The 15,250-nt window shown below is 39.9% G+C and carries 13 protein-coding genes; 6 read left to right on the forward strand and 7 right to left on the reverse strand.

Annotation, left to right across the window (positions count from 1 at the left end; genetic code table 11):
* Nucleotides 1-56: 56 nt before the first annotated feature.
* The 3 genes from tyrR (at nt 57) to GKR71_RS04960 (ending at nt 2,703) form a co-directional block, all read left to right on the forward strand.
* The gene (tyrR, locus tag GKR71_RS04950; protein WP_154634004.1) at nt 57-1,622 is read left to right on the forward strand and encodes a transcriptional regulator TyrR; all 1,566 of its coding nucleotides are present in this window, start codon (nt 57-59) and stop codon (nt 1,620-1,622) included.
* 1 nt (nt 1,623) lies between these two features.
* The gene (locus tag GKR71_RS04955) at nt 1,624-2,055 is read left to right on the forward strand and encodes a hypothetical protein (protein WP_230085026.1); all 432 of its coding nucleotides are present in this window, start codon (nt 1,624-1,626) and stop codon (nt 2,053-2,055) included.
* 273 nt (nt 2,056-2,328) lie between these two features.
* A complete protein-coding gene (locus GKR71_RS04960; RefSeq protein ID WP_036953471.1) occupies nt 2,329-2,703 on the forward strand; it encodes a hypothetical protein in 375 nt (124 codons plus the stop codon).
* Nucleotides 2,704-2,790: 87 nt separating this feature from the next.
* Here the strand turns inward: GKR71_RS04960 and tpx are convergent, their stop codons facing one another.
* Nucleotides 2,791-3,291 (reverse strand): thiol peroxidase, encoded by a 501-nt coding sequence (gene tpx / locus GKR71_RS04965; protein ID WP_036953469.1) that lies wholly within the window; start codon nt 3,289-3,291, stop codon nt 2,791-2,793.
* 460 nt (nt 3,292-3,751) lie between these two features.
* On the opposite strand from tpx, the gene GKR71_RS04970 reads away from it, so the two are divergent.
* Both GKR71_RS04970 and zntB read left to right on the forward strand, forming a co-directional pair.
* On the forward strand, nt 3,752-5,374 hold the full coding sequence (locus GKR71_RS04970) for a peptide ABC transporter substrate-binding protein (RefSeq protein ID WP_154599986.1): 1,623 nt from the start codon (nt 3,752-3,754) through the stop codon (nt 5,372-5,374).
* 361 nt (nt 5,375-5,735) lie between these two features.
* Nucleotides 5,736-6,719: a zinc transporter ZntB gene (gene zntB / locus GKR71_RS04975; protein ID WP_036953465.1), complete on the forward strand. Its 984-nt coding sequence runs from the start codon at nt 5,736-5,738 to the stop codon at nt 6,717-6,719.
* Nucleotides 6,720-6,986: 267 nt separating this feature from the next.
* On the opposite strand, the gene ttcA is transcribed toward zntB, so the two are convergent.
* Nucleotides 6,987-7,928 carry a tRNA 2-thiocytidine(32) synthetase TtcA gene (gene ttcA, locus GKR71_RS04980; protein ID WP_262362058.1) on the reverse strand — a complete coding sequence of 314 codons (942 nt, stop codon included), beginning with the start codon at nt 7,926-7,928 and terminating at the stop codon, nt 6,987-6,989.
* 132 nt (nt 7,929-8,060) lie between these two features.
* Here ttcA and GKR71_RS04985 point away from each other — a divergent pair, with 132 nt between their 5' ends.
* Nucleotides 8,061-8,273, forward strand: coding sequence for an Arm DNA-binding domain-containing protein (locus GKR71_RS04985; RefSeq protein WP_154634000.1), 213 nt, complete (start codon nt 8,061-8,063; stop codon nt 8,271-8,273).
* 93 nt (nt 8,274-8,366) lie between these two features.
* Here GKR71_RS04985 and GKR71_RS04990 read toward each other — a convergent pair whose 3' ends face one another.
* The 5 genes from GKR71_RS04990 to GKR71_RS05010 form a co-directional block, all read right to left on the reverse strand.
* Nucleotides 8,367-9,017, reverse strand: a complete 651-nt coding sequence (locus GKR71_RS04990) for a DUF421 domain-containing protein (protein ID WP_036953461.1) — start codon at nt 9,015-9,017, stop codon at nt 8,367-8,369.
* A gap of 8 nt (nt 9,018-9,025) precedes the next feature.
* Nucleotides 9,026-9,472 (reverse strand): DUF3290 domain-containing protein, encoded by a 447-nt coding sequence (locus tag GKR71_RS04995; RefSeq protein ID WP_036953459.1) that lies wholly within the window; start codon nt 9,470-9,472, stop codon nt 9,026-9,028.
* Between the two features lie 322 nt (nt 9,473-9,794).
* Nucleotides 9,795-11,114 (reverse strand): cytochrome c, encoded by a 1,320-nt coding sequence (locus GKR71_RS05000; RefSeq protein WP_154634001.1) that lies wholly within the window; start codon nt 11,112-11,114, stop codon nt 9,795-9,797.
* A gap of 11 nt (nt 11,115-11,125) precedes the next feature.
* Nucleotides 11,126-11,692, reverse strand: a complete 567-nt coding sequence (locus tag GKR71_RS05005) for a (2Fe-2S)-binding protein (protein WP_036953454.1) — start codon at nt 11,690-11,692, stop codon at nt 11,126-11,128.
* Nucleotides 11,689-14,607, reverse strand: coding sequence for a molybdopterin cofactor-binding domain-containing protein (locus tag GKR71_RS05010; protein ID WP_154634002.1), 2,919 nt, complete (start codon nt 14,605-14,607; stop codon nt 11,689-11,691). The genes GKR71_RS05005 and GKR71_RS05010 overlap by 4 nt, the downstream gene beginning before the upstream one ends.
* Between the last annotated feature and the right edge of the window lie 643 nt (nt 14,608-15,250).

Genomic DNA, 15,250 nt, shown 5'->3' on the forward strand with positions numbered 1-15,250 from the left:
CTGTCCTGTTTAACGCTAAAATATGAGTAATTATGTTCTCTACAAAAGGTTTCATCATGCGCCTCGAAGTGACCTGCCAAGACCGTATCGGTTTAACGCGTGAATTACTTGATCTTTTAGTTCTACAAAACATTGACTTAAAAGGCATTGAAATTTCAGCTCAACGTCGAATTTACCTGAACTTTGCACCTGTAGACTTTCAGGTTTTCAGTACGCTAATGGCAGAGATCCGCCGCATAAACGGGGTAATTGATGTTCGTCGTATCTACTTTATGCCATCCGAACATGAGCATAAAGCAGTGTGGGCTTTACTGAATTCGTTCCCTGAGCCAGTTTTATCCATTGATAATAAACTGAATATTGAGCTGGTTAACCCAATGAGCTTGCAACTTTTTGGGGTTGATGAAACTAAAATCAAACAGAAATCCTTCTCCCAGTTAATCCCTAACCATGGTTTACACCGCTGGTTTGAACGTGAGTCACCAGAACCTTACACCGAACGCATTTCGGTCAAAGGCAGCGATTATTTAATGCAGGTCACACCAATTATTCTCGCCGATGAAGATGGGAAATCTCACTGTACAGGTGCGGTGATCTTACTCAAATCCGTGGCAATTCTTGAAAATCAACGTAAGCAAGTGGCTGAAGTTGATATTGAAAACCGTGGATTTAGCCAGATTGTGGCGGTCAGTCCTGCGATGATCCAAGTCGTTGAGCGAGCTAAACGTGTTGCTATGCTGGATGAACCGTTGCTGCTTGTCGGGGAAACTGGAACGGGTAAAGACATTCTGGCAAAAGCCTGCCATTTACACAGTGCTCGTGGTAATGCGCCATTTTTAGGATTGAACTGCGCTTCAATGCCTGATGATGTCGTTGAAAGTGAGTTATTTGGTTATGCAGCAGGGGCTTATCCAAATGCGGTTGAAGGGAAAAAAGGCTTTTTCGAGCAAGCTAATGGCGGTACCGTCTTGCTGGATGAAATTGCTGAAATGTCCCCTCAAATGCAAATTAAACTATTACGTTTTCTGAACGATGGAACTTTCAGGCGTGTTGGTGAAGAACATGAGGTCAAAGTCAATGTGCGTGTGATTTGTGCGACACAGAAAAATTTACCTGAGTTAGTGGAACAGAAAAAATTCCGTGAAGATCTCTATTACCGTTTGAATGTTATAACTCTCACGATCCCACCATTAAGAGAACGAAGCGAAGATATTAAACCGCTCACGAAAGTCTTTGTGTCTAATTTTGCCAAAGAATTGAACATTGATGAGCCAAAAATTTCACCGGCATTAATTGAATCACTCAATTCTTATTATTGGCCGGGTAATGTTAGACAATTACGCAATGCGTTATATCAGGGGCTGTCGCAATTTAGTGGCAATATTCTGGATGTTGATGATATTCAACTTCCTGATGCAGTTAACGCACCTGCGATTGCTTTAGATACATTAAATGGGTCACTGGATGAAATAACCAAACGCTATGAAGCCTCGGTGTTGGCGAGATTATATCGTGATTATCCGAGTACGCGTAAATTGGCTAAACGTTTAGATATTTCTCATACCGCTATTGCGAACAAATTGCGAGAATACGGGCTCAGTGCCAAGAAAGAGCAAGATTAACATGATGAAAAAGCTGTTTAAATTGGGTCTACTTAGCGTATTAATGAGTGTGAGTATTAGCACTGTTGCACAAGAAAAACCGAATAATAAGTTAATTGATAAACTCTGTAAAAATGCAGAGCAATCCATGGAAGATGTGTATGAAAATGGCGCATTAACTCAGTGTCATTTCCCTAATAGCTCGCTACTAAGTGCTTATCAAGAATATCGTAATCTGCTTGGTGATGATAAAAAGTTTTTAGAAGCTAAGTTAGAACCAAACAAAAACAAAGAAGTGATTTGCTCGAATGATAACTGTCCGTCTATTATTTATCGATGGCGCGGGGACAAAAAACTAGAAATTGAGCAAAGTTTTCCAGGGGGAGAAACGTACCTCCAATTTATTCAAAATAATAAAGGCACTTCGCTCGAAATAAGATATTTTCCTGACTAACGCCCATTCAGTTAGTTCCAATGAAACATGCCAGATAAATAAGCTCACTCATTCAAAATCAGTTAAAAGAATGGAGTGAGCTTACTCGATTAAACTAAATTTACATATTTTTCATCGTAAAACGACGTCCTGATCATTGCGGATTGGTTGTTTTTTCTGCTATAAAAATGGTGAGCAAAGCTTCAATTTTTAAATTAACGATAAAAAAATGCTTAAGTTGTGCATTGATTATTAATATTAGCAACGCGGGTTTTATACCTTTAAGGAGTTGCAATGGAACAATTTACGATTAATTTTATTGTCAATTTCAAGCTACGTGAATATATGTCTAAATGTCACTACCAAGGTGATATGTTTGAATCCGCGAATACCGCCGCAGAACTTTATTTAATGAATAAGGCAGCTGCGAATTATTTAGCGAAAAAAAATCGTTTTACGTGGGATGTATTAGTCAAAAATGGCGTTAAACCAAGGGATTTGATTATTGATATTCTCACGTCTTGTTGCCCTGTGACCCAAGAGCAGGCTCAACGGATATTAAGCACGTTGTCGCATTCGTTAGTGAGTATGATGAAAGGAAATATGATTTTTACAAATGTGGTCAATGCGAAAAATCATAAACCACTATTTTGGGCTTATGTTGATTAAAAGCATGATTGATAACCCCTCAACCCCTATCAAATGAAGCCACAATCACCGAAAGCATCGGTGATTGTGGTTCTTCATAATATACGATTATTTCAGGCTATTTAGCGCATTGTCATAATCAGGTTCTTCAGTAATTTCAGGTACTAATTGGCTGTAAATCACTTTGTCATTCTCATCTAATACAACGACGGAACGAGCCGTTAAACCTTTTAATGGACCGGTGGTCATTTCAACGCCGTAATCTTGGGCAAAATCACTACGGAATGAAGATAATGTCACCACATTGTCTAAGCCTTCTGCACCACAAAAACGAGCTTGAGCAAAAGGTAAGTCAGCAGAGATACATAACACAACAGTGTTGTCTAAACCGTTGGCTAATTGATTGAATTTACGCACAGAAGCGGCGCAAACACCGGTATCTACGCTAGGGAAAATATTCAGAACTTTGCGTTTGCCTTGGAATGTTTCTAAGGTTGCTTCACTTAAATCTTTAGCAACTAAAGTGAAAGGTTTAGCTTGTGAGCCAGCTTGTAAAAAAGTACCTGCAAGTGAAATGCTATTGCCTTTGAGTTTTACTGTCTGTGACATGTGTTTTTCTCCCGTTTATAGGTTGAGTTACAGAAGATGAAAATATTAAATGATTTTTAAAATCAAATTATTACCAGTTTCACATTCTGAGATTTCTGTTTTTAAATCCTATTATTGATCGAATTGCATTGTTGCCTTCTCGGCATGATAAGTAAGAAGGTTACGCTGCATTATACAAGTAATAAGCCCTATTAAGAGTTTATGTTTTTTATTATGTATCATCCTAAAATACCATATTCAACACGATAAAAAGAGCGCTTTGTGCCGTGTTTTACTTGTTATATGATGAAGTGAAAGCTAATTTTAAACTGACAATCAAGTCAATGAGTTATTCGCCTATCACGGCTAATGCCTTGGCATGTCAAATATCAATTTAGCAGTTTGTAATGGGTTAATTCATCAAAGCTTAGCGAATAACGCTGAGCGATCCTCTTTTTGATTAATAGATAGAAATAATAATATGCATAAACGTTCATTGACCTCTTTAGCTGTATTCATTTCATCACTTTTCCTTTCTACACCGGTTATCAGTGCGACGGTTCCTGCTGGTACTGTTTTAGCTGAAAATCAAGAAGTTGTACGCCATCTGAAAGATGAGCCAGCATCATTAGATCCGATAAAATCTGTTGGGTTGACTGAAGCTCAAGTGATGCGTGATTTGTTTGAAGGCCTAGTTAATCAAGATAATCATGGAAAGCCGATACCGGGTGTCGCACTAAATTGGCACACTGATGACAATCGAACTTGGATTTTTCAGTTACGCCCTGAAGCGGCATGGTCGAATGGTGAGCCTGTTACCGCTGACGATTTCGTTTATAGTTGGCGTCGTTTAGTCACGCCAGCCAATACTTCGCCATTTGCTTGGTTTGCAGCATTAGCGGGAATTAATAATGCGCAGGATATTATCGATGGTAAGTTGCCACCAGAACAGTTAGGGGTGGAAGCTGTCGATAAACACACGCTGAAAATTGTGTTAAATAAGCCAGTTCCTTATTTCCCGTCATTAACCGCAAACTTCAGCTTATTTCCTGTTCATCGCGGAACCGTTGAACAATATGGCACAGACTGGATTAAAGTCGGTAATTTAGTTGGAAATGGTGCATTTGAACTTAATGACCGTGTTGTTAATGAGAAAATCGTATTAACACCAAATCCGCACTATTGGGATCATAAAAATACGGTGATCACCAAAGTGACTTTTGTCCCTATCAACCAAGAATCTCACGCGACTAATCGTTATTTGGCTGGGGATTTAGATATCACGGAATCCTTTCCTAAGCAGCGCTATCAAAAATTATTACAAGATATTCCTAACGAAGTTTTTACGCCGGATCAACTCGGTACCTATTACTACGCATTTAATACCCAGCGCGCGCCGACCAATGATGTCAGGGTTCGACAGGCATTATCAATGGCAATTGACCGCCAATTGATTGCTAGCAAAGTCTTAGGGACAGGGGAAAAACCCGCTAATTATTTTACACCTGATGTGACGGCAGGTTTTAAGCCGGAAAAAGGGCTGTATCAGACTCATAAACAAAAAGAGTTAGACCAACAAGCCAAAACGTTATTAAAGCAGGCTGGGTACAGTGAAGCGCATCCTTTGGAATTAACGTTGCTGTATAACAGCTCGGAAAACCATCAAAAAATTGCTATTGCGATTGCTTCCATGTGGAAGAAAAAACTCGGGGTGCAAGTTAAGTTAGTTAACCAAGAGTGGAAAACATATATTGATAGCCGTAACACCGGAAATTTTGATGTAATCCGTGCTTCCTGGATTGGTGATTTTAATGAGCCATCTACATTCTTATCACTGCTAACTTCTCAACACAGTGGCAATATTCCTAAGTTTAATAATCCGCAATATGACGCACTAATGACTTCAGCTAGCATTGAAACGAATGATGCGCAGCGTAATGTGTATTACAACCAAGCGGAAGCCATTATTGCAAAAGAAGCACCAATTGCACCAATCTATCAATATACGAATGCGCGTTTGATTAAACCGTGGTTAAAAGGTTATCCGATTGAAAATCCAGAGGATGTGGCATACAGCCATAGCTTCTATATGATTAAGCATTAAGAATGAAATTTAGCCAGTGCAGGTGTGCTGGCTAAATTTTGGGAGACCCAAAATAAAAAAACTCCTTCCACTGGAGAGTCAGAAGGAGGACCAAAAAGGAATAAACACTACAGCGCTAATAATAGGAAAAAACTTTGCGGTTTTATTGCTAATTTGTGTCAATCAAATGGGATCTCTCTAGCAAAAATTGAGAAATTTCATTGGGCTATAAATCTTGCATAACATCTTATTTTTATGCTTTTATTTTCCTTTGCTTAACACCTACTTAAACTTTGTATTTTGATTTTGTTATTGAAATCATTGCAATATTCCCTTTAATCAACTAAAAATACCTTACTTTTCAATTTAAGGAGATAATTGCATGGCGTCGACCTATGGATCGCAATTTCAACACTCTAACCCCGTTCATGCCTTTCAGTTAGATGGAGATGGCGGTGTTCTTCCTATCGATTTAAATGCCACTGCAACACAGCAATCTCCATTTTGGCTGCATTACGATTATAAAAATAAAGAGACGTCTAGCTGGATCCAACAGACTGATTTGTTTAATGACCAAGTGAAGTCATCATTGACGGGTAAAATGAATCGTATGCGGATGGTGCGTATTGGTGATGGCGTTCTGCTGACATTACAAACCCTGAATAACACCGCAGGGCAGCGCCCAGAGCAATTGGTGGCATTTCGTATCTTTATGAATAGCCGTTTGATTGTTTCATGCCGTCACCGACGTGTTCACTCATTAGATTCTGTTATTGATGATCTTAAACAAGGCGTCGGGGCGCAGAGTACCGGTGAATGGCTTGCCGATGTCACGGATGCAATGACCGATGAAATTAGTGATTTCACCGACTCTCTTCACGAACGTCTTATTGAAATGGAAGATTTGATATTACATGGCGAAATTCCTGAGCGTGGGGAATTAGCCTTACTGCGTAAACAAATTATTGTCGTGCGCCGTTATATGGCACCGCAGCGGGATATGTTTTCTCGATTAACCGCTGAAAAATTATTATGGCTAGATGATAATGACAGACGTCGTTTACAAGAAATATCAGATAGATTAGGGCGCTGTATTGAAGATTTAGATGGTTTTATTGCACGTACCGCCATTATGTCTGATGAAATTACGAATATGATGACGGAAATGATGAATCGTCGAATCTATACCATGTCATTAATGGCGATGATATTTTTACCAACCACATTTTTAACCGGTTTATTTGGTGTGAACTTAGGGGGTATCCCTGGAAATGAATTCAAGTTTGCCTTTAGTGCGTTCTGTTTATTACTCGCCTGCTTAATTGCTACGGTATTTTGGTGGTTAAAAAGAAGTCGATGGCTATAAGAAAGGTGAATTGTTCTGGATAATGGGTGCTAGTTTGAGATAAATCAATAAAGGGTATAGGGTTTTAAGGCAATATTACTCCCGCAGGTGAATGCAACGTTGAGCGATGAACGTTGTGCTCCATAATTGTAGTTTTTCTCATATTGAGTTCTTATACAGAATAATTGACCACTGTAATGCCGATGTATTTTACATCGGCTTTTTTTTGCATAAAATCTGATGCCACCCCTGAGTTTGCCCAGAGGTAGCGGACCAATTTTTATTATCTTACTTAACTTCAATCACATCTAAGCGGTCAGCACTGTAGTCTGGTTGATCATCTTCATCAATCATTGGCTGAGCAGGCAATTCTTCACGGTCAAAAGCCATATCACCACCATTGATCACGGCATCACCATGTGAAATGTTTTTAAAATCAAATAGTTCAGTATCACATAGGTGAGATGATACAACGTTCTGAGTCGCTCTAAACATAGTTTCAATGCGCCCTGGGTAACGTTTATCCCAATCGCGTAGCATCTCTTTAATGACTTGGCGCTGTAAATTCGGCTGGGATCCACATAAGTTACAAGGGATGATAGGGAATCCTTTTGCTTCAGCAAAACGCTCAATATCTTTTTCGCGGCAATAGGCGAGAGGGCGGATAACAATGTGTTTGCCATCGTCACTCATCAATTTTGGTGGCATACCTTTTAATTTACCGCCGTAGAACATGTTTAAAAATAGGGTCTGTAAAATATCATCACGGTGATGACCGAGCGCTATTTTGGTCGCACCTAACTCTGTCGCCGTGCGATATAAGATGCCGCGACGTAAACGAGAGCACAGGGAACAGGTGGTTTTTCCTTCAGGAATTTTTTCTTTTACGATGCCATAGGTGTTTTCTTCGACAATTTTATACTCAACACCGAGTTCGTCTAAGTAAGCTGGCAAGATGTGTTCAGGGAAGCCTGGTTGTTTTTGGTCTAAGTTAACAGCGACCAAAGAGAATGAAATTGGGGCACTTTTTTGCAGGCTTTGCAAAATAGACAGCAGAGTATAGCTATCTTTCCCCCCAGACAGGCAGACCATGATACGGTCGCCTTCTTCGATCATATTAAAATCGGCGATGGCTTGCCCAACATCACGGCGGATTCTTTTTTGGAGTTTGTTTAAGTTGTATTGTTCTTTATTAGTCGTCATTCTCGGTTGTTCTTTCTTGTTTCTGATTGCTATTTAAATTTTTGAAATATATATGCTTTTTTGTTTTTTGTCGTTCTCGTTGTTTCTGAATTAACCCAGTCTTATACTGACTCGTGTATAAGACTTTGTATAAGATTCTAGACATTGGATAAGACTGATATGTCAGAAATTAATAAACTCACAGACAAAAAGCTAAAAAACATTCATGGTAAAGAAATCTCTAAGCCGGTAATGATAGCAGATGGTAGGGGGCTTTCGATACTAGTAAGCAAAAAAGGTTCTATCTCATGGTCATACTCTTACCGATTTGAAGGTAAGTTAAGTAGGATGATAATAGGGCAATATCCTGATTTATCAATGAAACAGCCGTAAGACAAGGCTTCGAGCAATTTTGGTTTCAGGGCATGACCCAAATACCAAAAGCGGTAACTGTTCTGTTAGTGCTATACAAGGTGTGAATCTAACTTAATCTGCGTTATTCTTTCTTTCATATCCATATAAATTAATCCTACCAGACAAATACTCACCTAAATATACTTCACTGATTTTATTAAAACCTTGTTTCGAAATATTGTCTTCTAACCACTCAATGTCTTTGCCGATGATTTCGAGTAAGTCATGGTTAGCTAAGCCATCGACGATAATTGGATAACGTATATTCTCATCGCCACTTTGGATAATAGTCAATTGCCCATTTTGTTCGAGAACAACGCGTTTTAGTTGCTCTATTTCGTATATGCCATTTGATCTTAGTTTGAACATCAAATCATTAGCGGAAACACCGTTTTTTAGACATTCTTTAACGTTAACGCTGCCATTATGTACCAAGGTTATAGGTTTGCCGTCAATAATTCGTTTAATAAAGGGATTATTCTCTTTTAAAAATTTAAGGGCAAAAACAAGTAAAGTCCATATGATTAACACGAGTATAAATTGCAGTACTGTTATTGATTCATTGTAAATGACACCACCAATAATACCGCCTAGAACATAGTTTTGAACTTGATCCATTGCGGATGAAGGGGCTAAATTTCCTTTGCCCATGAGGTTTATTTGAACAATCAGGCATAGGATCCCTAATCCAAGCTTTATAATAATAGGTGTATAAATAATCATTTTATGCCTTATTTTTTTATGATTTTAATTTCGGGATTTGTTAACCAAACTTTTTCTAAGCTGTAAGTTTGTTGATCTACGCTTAAATGAATACGGTAATAACGGTCATCAATTTTAATGATGATGCCATCGGATAATTGTACCGAGTTAGAAAATATAGAATTTATATCAACTCCTTTTTCTTTTGATAATAACCTTACGAAATTAACCATTTGGGATGATTTTGAGTGTATATTTTGACTATCGGTATAATCTTGATACTGAATGCCTGAAATGAAGAGTAAAAATAAGAAGGCGATAATCGTTAAATCCCGATATTTAGTTTGTAGGCGGTGACGCATATATAGGATGAAAAAAACGATTAAAGCAAATAAAGTGCCAAAAATAATAATATATTTAAAATAATCATTTATATTAGACTGCGCTTGCAAGTAATCTATCCCATAAAAATTCATATAAAAATCATTCCTGATTGTTCACTATATCCATCTTTATTATAGTGACTTATTCGCATTTTAGCTCTGATATTAAAATCTAATTTTGAGTTGTCAGTCATTACCCAAGATCTGTCATTGATTTTTATGTTGAAGTTAAAAATTGTCGATGGTTTCAGTACTTATCAAAGGAAGCATTTTGAAAACCTGCTTGTGGGATTAATTCAAGATAGGTTTTTAGATAACAAAAATATTAATGGAGATTTTATTCAAATATCGTAATGAAAATAATAATGTCGCTTCCCTTCAATAAATAAGTCATTTGAAGAGAAGCGATGAGCGATTACTGAGCCGCCTTTTTCAGTTTTTCAACTTGTTCGGCAGTGACAGGTTTACCTTGCCCCCCCCATTCGGCGCGCGCCCATGATATTAAATCTGCCATTTCTTGTGGCGTTAAATCATCGGCAAAGCTTGGCATAGCATACATACGCTGCCCATTAGGGAAAGTGGTGGTTGGAATACCCGTTAATACTACACTGATAAAGGTTTCGGGGCTGTCCATAGCTAAGATGGCATTACCTTTTAACGCTGGAATGCCATTAGGGACTCCTTCTCCGGTGATCCCGTGGCAACCTGCGCAGGTAGACATATACATTAACCGACCCGTTTCCATGATTTGACTGACATTACCCACGTCTGGTGAGTTTGCCTCAGGCAATGGAGCTGGCGGAGTGTCGGCTCCAAGTATTTTTCCTTGTTTATCCGTCATTAAATAAATTGCCATGTCATTAACATCGCTTTTATTCATCTGGCTAGTAGAAAAATGAGTCACTGTACTCATATCTGCAAATGCAGAGCCTTGCGGGGCATTCCCTGTAAGCAGGAATTGGCGCAAAGAGGCGGTATCGTACCCATGTTTGGAAAGCGCTTCGGCTGTAATATCAGGGATGGCTAAACCGGCTTCTTCACCCCCTTGAAGTGACCGTGAAAACTCGACACCCATCATTAAATTACGTGGTGAGTGACAAGCGCCACAGTGTGCTAGACCTTCAACAATATAAGCTCCTCGGTTCCACTCGGCAGAACGTTGTGGGTCATGAGGCGCATTTTGTTTAGGGAAATTAAGTAAAGTCCAGAAGTTCATAAATGGGCGAATGGGTAGGACAAATACACCTGTATTTTCTTTGTTTGGCACATTGATTGGCGGAAGTGACATCACATAAGCATACAGGGCATCAATATCATCCGATGTCGTCATATGGGTAAATACAAACGGCATGGCAGGGTAGAGATTGCCTCTTTCTTTACCAATTCCGTCTTTCAAAGCACGATGGAAATCAGCACGGGTATAGTTACCGATACCAAATTGCTTATCAGGCGTGATATTTGTGGAATAAATGGTACCAAAAGGGGTTCCGATGGCACGCCCACCCGCAGCCAATGGCCCTTCAGGTAATGAGTGGCAACCAAAGCAATCACCAGCAGTTGCCAACTCTTGCCCTCTTGGCAGCAATTTGGCGACTTCTTCTGAGGTCAGCGGTTTATCTAAATCAGGACCGATACTGGAGGTACGAAAAGCACCAAATAGGATCGCAAGCATTAATATGATGAATAATAAGATAATAATATAAATGCTTTTACGTAGAGAGCTGGATTTAGCCATGAGGTTTCTCCCTAGTCGATCACGCAGCCAGGAGTGTCTAGAGCGACTTTCCTCACTGCTTCATAATAGCGAACATAGCCTGTACAACGGCAAATATGCTCATTGAGGGCTTCTTCAATCGCATGTTCGAGTTGGTCTCGTTTCACTGGGTTTTTCTTCAGTTTATCAAGAAATACCGTCGCACCCGTGACGAAACCGGGGGCACAATAGCCACACTGGAACGAAAAGTTTTCGATAAAAGCTTGTTGAATTGGCGTTAATTCAACAACTTTGCCTTGTTCATCCAGTTTGGCTTGCCCTTCGATGGTAACAATATTTTTATTGTTGAAATAATGGGCACCAAAGATACAGGTACGGCTTTCAACCGTTGAGCCATCGGGCTGAATTTCCATAATGGTGCAAGCATGGCAGATCCCTTGCCCGCAACCAAAGTGGGTGCCTGTGAGGTCAAGGTATTCATGTAAAAACTCAATCATTGGCATCCCAACAGGGACATCAATAGGACCAATTTTCTGGCCGTTAATGGTCAGTGTTAGTGGCTTGCGCTCAATAATCGGAACGGCATGGTTGATTTTCATGAGAGTGCCTTTTTAATTTTATCTACCGTGATAGGGAATTCATAGAAACGCTTACCTGTCGCATGGGTTAATGCGTTACTCGTCGCAGGTAAGATAGGGATCATTCCCAGTTCTGCCATGCCTTTTGGTGGCGAAGTTTCTGATAGGGGAGGTAAGTAATCAATGGTTTGTTGCCAAACCGCAACATCTTTTGCGCGTGGCAGAACATAGCGATTAAAGTTCCATGTTCCATTACCTGGCCCATCTTCATACAGTGGCAATTCTTCCATCAATGCGTGACCAATACCCATCGCGGTACCTCCTTGAATTTGGCCTGAAACCAATTCAGGGACAATCATTGTACCGGGATCCATAATCATATGGTGGCGCATGATATCGACCTCACCCGTCATAGTATTGACGTTGAGCTCGACGAGGCAGGAAGCTGGTGTGACCGTAGTTGGGTCAGCTTTTGCGCGTTGTGTTGGTGGGTAATAGGCAATTTTACGTTTAATAAAATGGTAACCGCCAGTTGTCATCTGCTTTTTCAGTTCTTGTGGAGCACCCTCGCCATAACGAACGGATATTGCATCGAGAGGGAGATTTTTCAATCCTACAGTTGGAATATCGAACTCTGCGCGAGCCCACTGCCAGCTTGAATAGCCGTGAACAGCAACTCCGGTGATTAGCCCCATCTCATGGGCTCTTTTGGCTAAAATGTCAAAAGGAATGGGCTTCATCCCACCAACGCCAATACCATCAGATCCGACACGAATATCTGCAAATTCAACATTTAAGCCATTGAATGCTCCTCCGCCTGGACCTTCACTCCAAATGCTTTTGGCCGCAGGCCATAGGGTATTTTCTAATAAAAAATGACCCGCTTGGCGTGTACCAAATCCAATGTAATAAACACCGCTCGATGAACTCATGTCAGGGATCAGCGCAGGTGTCCAATAGGGATCAGTTTTTGACAGTTCATCTTGTTTTTTCTGATCTGCCCAACTGGTTTTGAGTGGTAGTTCTGCAAATTCAGTTACCCCAAATTCAACCACATCAGGGGCTTTGCTGAGTGCTTGCCATACCATAACTTGTTGTGCGGTTGTACCACCGGTACCAATCTCTTGCATACAATGGCGCATTGTTAGCTTGCCATTCGCATCAAATTCAAGAGAAAGAATCGTTGGAACACCGCTAGAACCATAAACTTGCTGCACTTGCGCAAAGCCAACGCCGTATAACTTACCGGGGTTTTTTGCTTCATAATCGACTTTATTTTTTTCACGATCGACCCAAATCGGGTGTTTTTCCGCAAGATTTAACATTTCGACATTGCGAGGGTCACCAGCGATTACACCACCTTGTGTATTCGGATAACCTTCTAATATGGTATTACGGCGGCGCAGTTCTATTGGGTCAATATTGAGGTTATGAGCGATTTCATCGACCATCAATTCAGTGACTGCCATCGACTGTAAGGAACCAAAGCCACGCATTGAGCCTGCTTCGACAGCCGGGGTGGCCATGGCGAGAGCGGTGAGGTCAGATTTTGGGAAATAATAAATAGATTGGGCACCACGTACCGCAACGTGTGATACGGCAACCGAGAGGTTTTCACGACCTCCACCATTACAGTTATAAGTACCTTTTAATACATCAAATTTGCCCGTTTTTTTATCACCGATAATGGTGACATCCATCTCAATAGAGTGGCGTTTCATTCCCATTTGGAATTGTTCATAGCGGTCATTTGCCATACGAACAGGTAAGCCATCAGCATAGAAACTGGCGACCATCGAATAGAAAGGAAAAACCGAATAGTCTTTTGAGCCATAACCGACGGTAGAACCTGTTAATAACACAATGTTCTCGACAGAAAAATGTTTGTTGTGCTTCGATAACTCAGCAGCGGCGTTGACGACTCCTGCAGGAGACTGTGTCGCGGTTAAAATATGCAGTGTTTTGGTTTGTGCGTCATACCAAGTATTACAGTTATCAGGCTCCATTGCGCAAGGGTCAATGGATTGTGAAAAACCATGGCGCTCAATCACAAATTTATCGGGATTCTGGCGAGCTGCAGCGATTTCTTGTTCAATTTGCCGTGCGTAATCCATTGCTTTTTCTTGTTTATCAGGGCTTTTTTCTGCCTGATGAAGGGCTTGAATAAAACCACCACCACGATCTTTACGGATCACTGGTGGAATAGAAATGGCATGTTTGGGGTCATATGGAGGCCAAACAGGTGTATTGCCATCGAACCCACCTTTAATACCTGAATCTTGATAAGGGGAAAAGATAGAAGGTGAAAGTGGTGTATCACCACCGATACGTACATATCGCGCTGCACCATAGTTAGCGGGCGGTTTTGGTCCAGTCACCATTCCATATTTTACGGTGTTTGTCGCAAAACGTAACATACGCTGTGCTGTGCTGTATTTATCGAAATCATGATAAATCAAGATGGCAACAGGGTGGCCAATAATCGGTGGAGTGTCCCCTAGAGGCACTAAAATATTGGTGCCATAGAAGCCTTTTCCCATACTGGTGTCTTGAGGAATATTTAAGCCATCACGGATAAGGTCTTCTTGTAAAACAACTTTATCAGGCTGTAAATTTGGACCTAACATTGAAATATCAATGCCTTCAAAGGTTTTATCTGCTTCTGTTGCTTTTAACATAAAGGCATAGCTTTGTTTTTTAGGCCAACCAGGAATGTCTTTAGCGCGGTAATCACGAGCAAAATTTTTACGGCCGGTGACCTTTTCAACACCATCCCAACGAAAGCGTGCTTTACCATTTTGACCTATCCAATCGGTTGATGGAGAGTCAGAATCTAGCTCCATTGCTATCGCAAAAGGGAGCTTACCCACCATCACTGCAATGCCTGCAATAGTGCCTAGTTTGATGAAGTTACGTCTAGAAATATGACCCGACATAGTGTGCTCCCTGATTATATTTTTAGGGTTTTTATTATGAGCAATGGAAGTCAATAATATTTTTTAGCCACGCATTATAAGATTGTTTTATTTCGATTTAATTTGTTCGCAATTTGATGGCTAATATCAGATAGCTCAGTAAGTTACATAAATAGTATGGGTATCTGTATTGATATATCAAGAACGAGTAAAGGGATTTAGACAAGAAAGTGAATAATACTGTTGGGGTCATCTTAATATGACAGTATTGAATAAAATAACTGAGTTTTATTAGAATGTAATTTATTTAAATGATAGTAATTCTTATTAATGAATAATTAAATCAATATGTATTTTATTATATAAAGCATATGATTATGTCGATATTGTGATAAGAGTGACTACAACGTCGGTAGCTTAAAAACCTCAGATTTGTGAGATTTTTTGTTTATTTTATTAGAGTATAGAGTCGTGGTTTATAAAGCTAGTAAATAAAGTGCAATGTTACTAATATGAATTCCAATTATTACTATGAATCAATTTTGTATATAAGTGATTTTATATAAGGTGCAATGATGGTTAATATTCTTACCTCTAGCGATAAGAGCAATACATCAGGTAAAAAAATCACAGTAGGTATTAGCTCATGCTTATTGGGTGATAG

Origin of the sequence: Providencia sp. wls1922, assembly GCF_009706505.1 — a bacterium.
GTDB lineage: Bacteria > Pseudomonadota > Gammaproteobacteria > Enterobacterales > Enterobacteriaceae > Providencia > Providencia lanzhouensis.

Bases quoted from the DNA above. Each gene is read 5' to 3' on its own strand.
- tyrR (WP_154634004.1), top strand. From the start codon at position 57: ATGCGCCTCGAAGTGACCTGCCAAGACCGTATCGGTTTAACGCGTGAA.
- GKR71_RS04955 (WP_230085026.1), top strand. From the start codon at position 1,624: ATGATGAAAAAGCTGTTTAAATTGGGTCTACTTAGCGTATTAATGAGT.
- GKR71_RS04960 (WP_036953471.1), top strand. From the start codon at position 2,329: ATGGAACAATTTACGATTAATTTTATTGTCAATTTCAAGCTACGTGAA.
- tpx (WP_036953469.1), bottom strand. From the start codon at position 3,291: ATGTCACAGACAGTAAAACTCAAAGGCAATAGCATTTCACTTGCAGGT.
- GKR71_RS04970 (WP_154599986.1), top strand. From the start codon at position 3,752: ATGCATAAACGTTCATTGACCTCTTTAGCTGTATTCATTTCATCACTT.
- zntB (WP_036953465.1), top strand. From the start codon at position 5,736: ATGGCGTCGACCTATGGATCGCAATTTCAACACTCTAACCCCGTTCAT.
- GKR71_RS04985 (WP_154634000.1), top strand. From the start codon at position 8,061: ATGTCAGAAATTAATAAACTCACAGACAAAAAGCTAAAAAACATTCAT.
- GKR71_RS04990 (WP_036953461.1), bottom strand. From the start codon at position 9,017: ATGATTATTTATACACCTATTATTATAAAGCTTGGATTAGGGATCCTA.
- GKR71_RS04995 (WP_036953459.1), bottom strand. From the start codon at position 9,472: ATGAATTTTTATGGGATAGATTACTTGCAAGCGCAGTCTAATATAAAT.
- GKR71_RS05000 (WP_154634001.1), bottom strand. From the start codon at position 11,114: ATGGCTAAATCCAGCTCTCTACGTAAAAGCATTTATATTATTATCTTA.
- GKR71_RS05005 (WP_036953454.1), bottom strand. From the start codon at position 11,692: ATGAAAATCAACCATGCCGTTCCGATTATTGAGCGCAAGCCACTAACA.
- GKR71_RS05010 (WP_154634002.1), bottom strand. From the start codon at position 14,607: ATGTCGGGTCATATTTCTAGACGTAACTTCATCAAACTAGGCACTATT.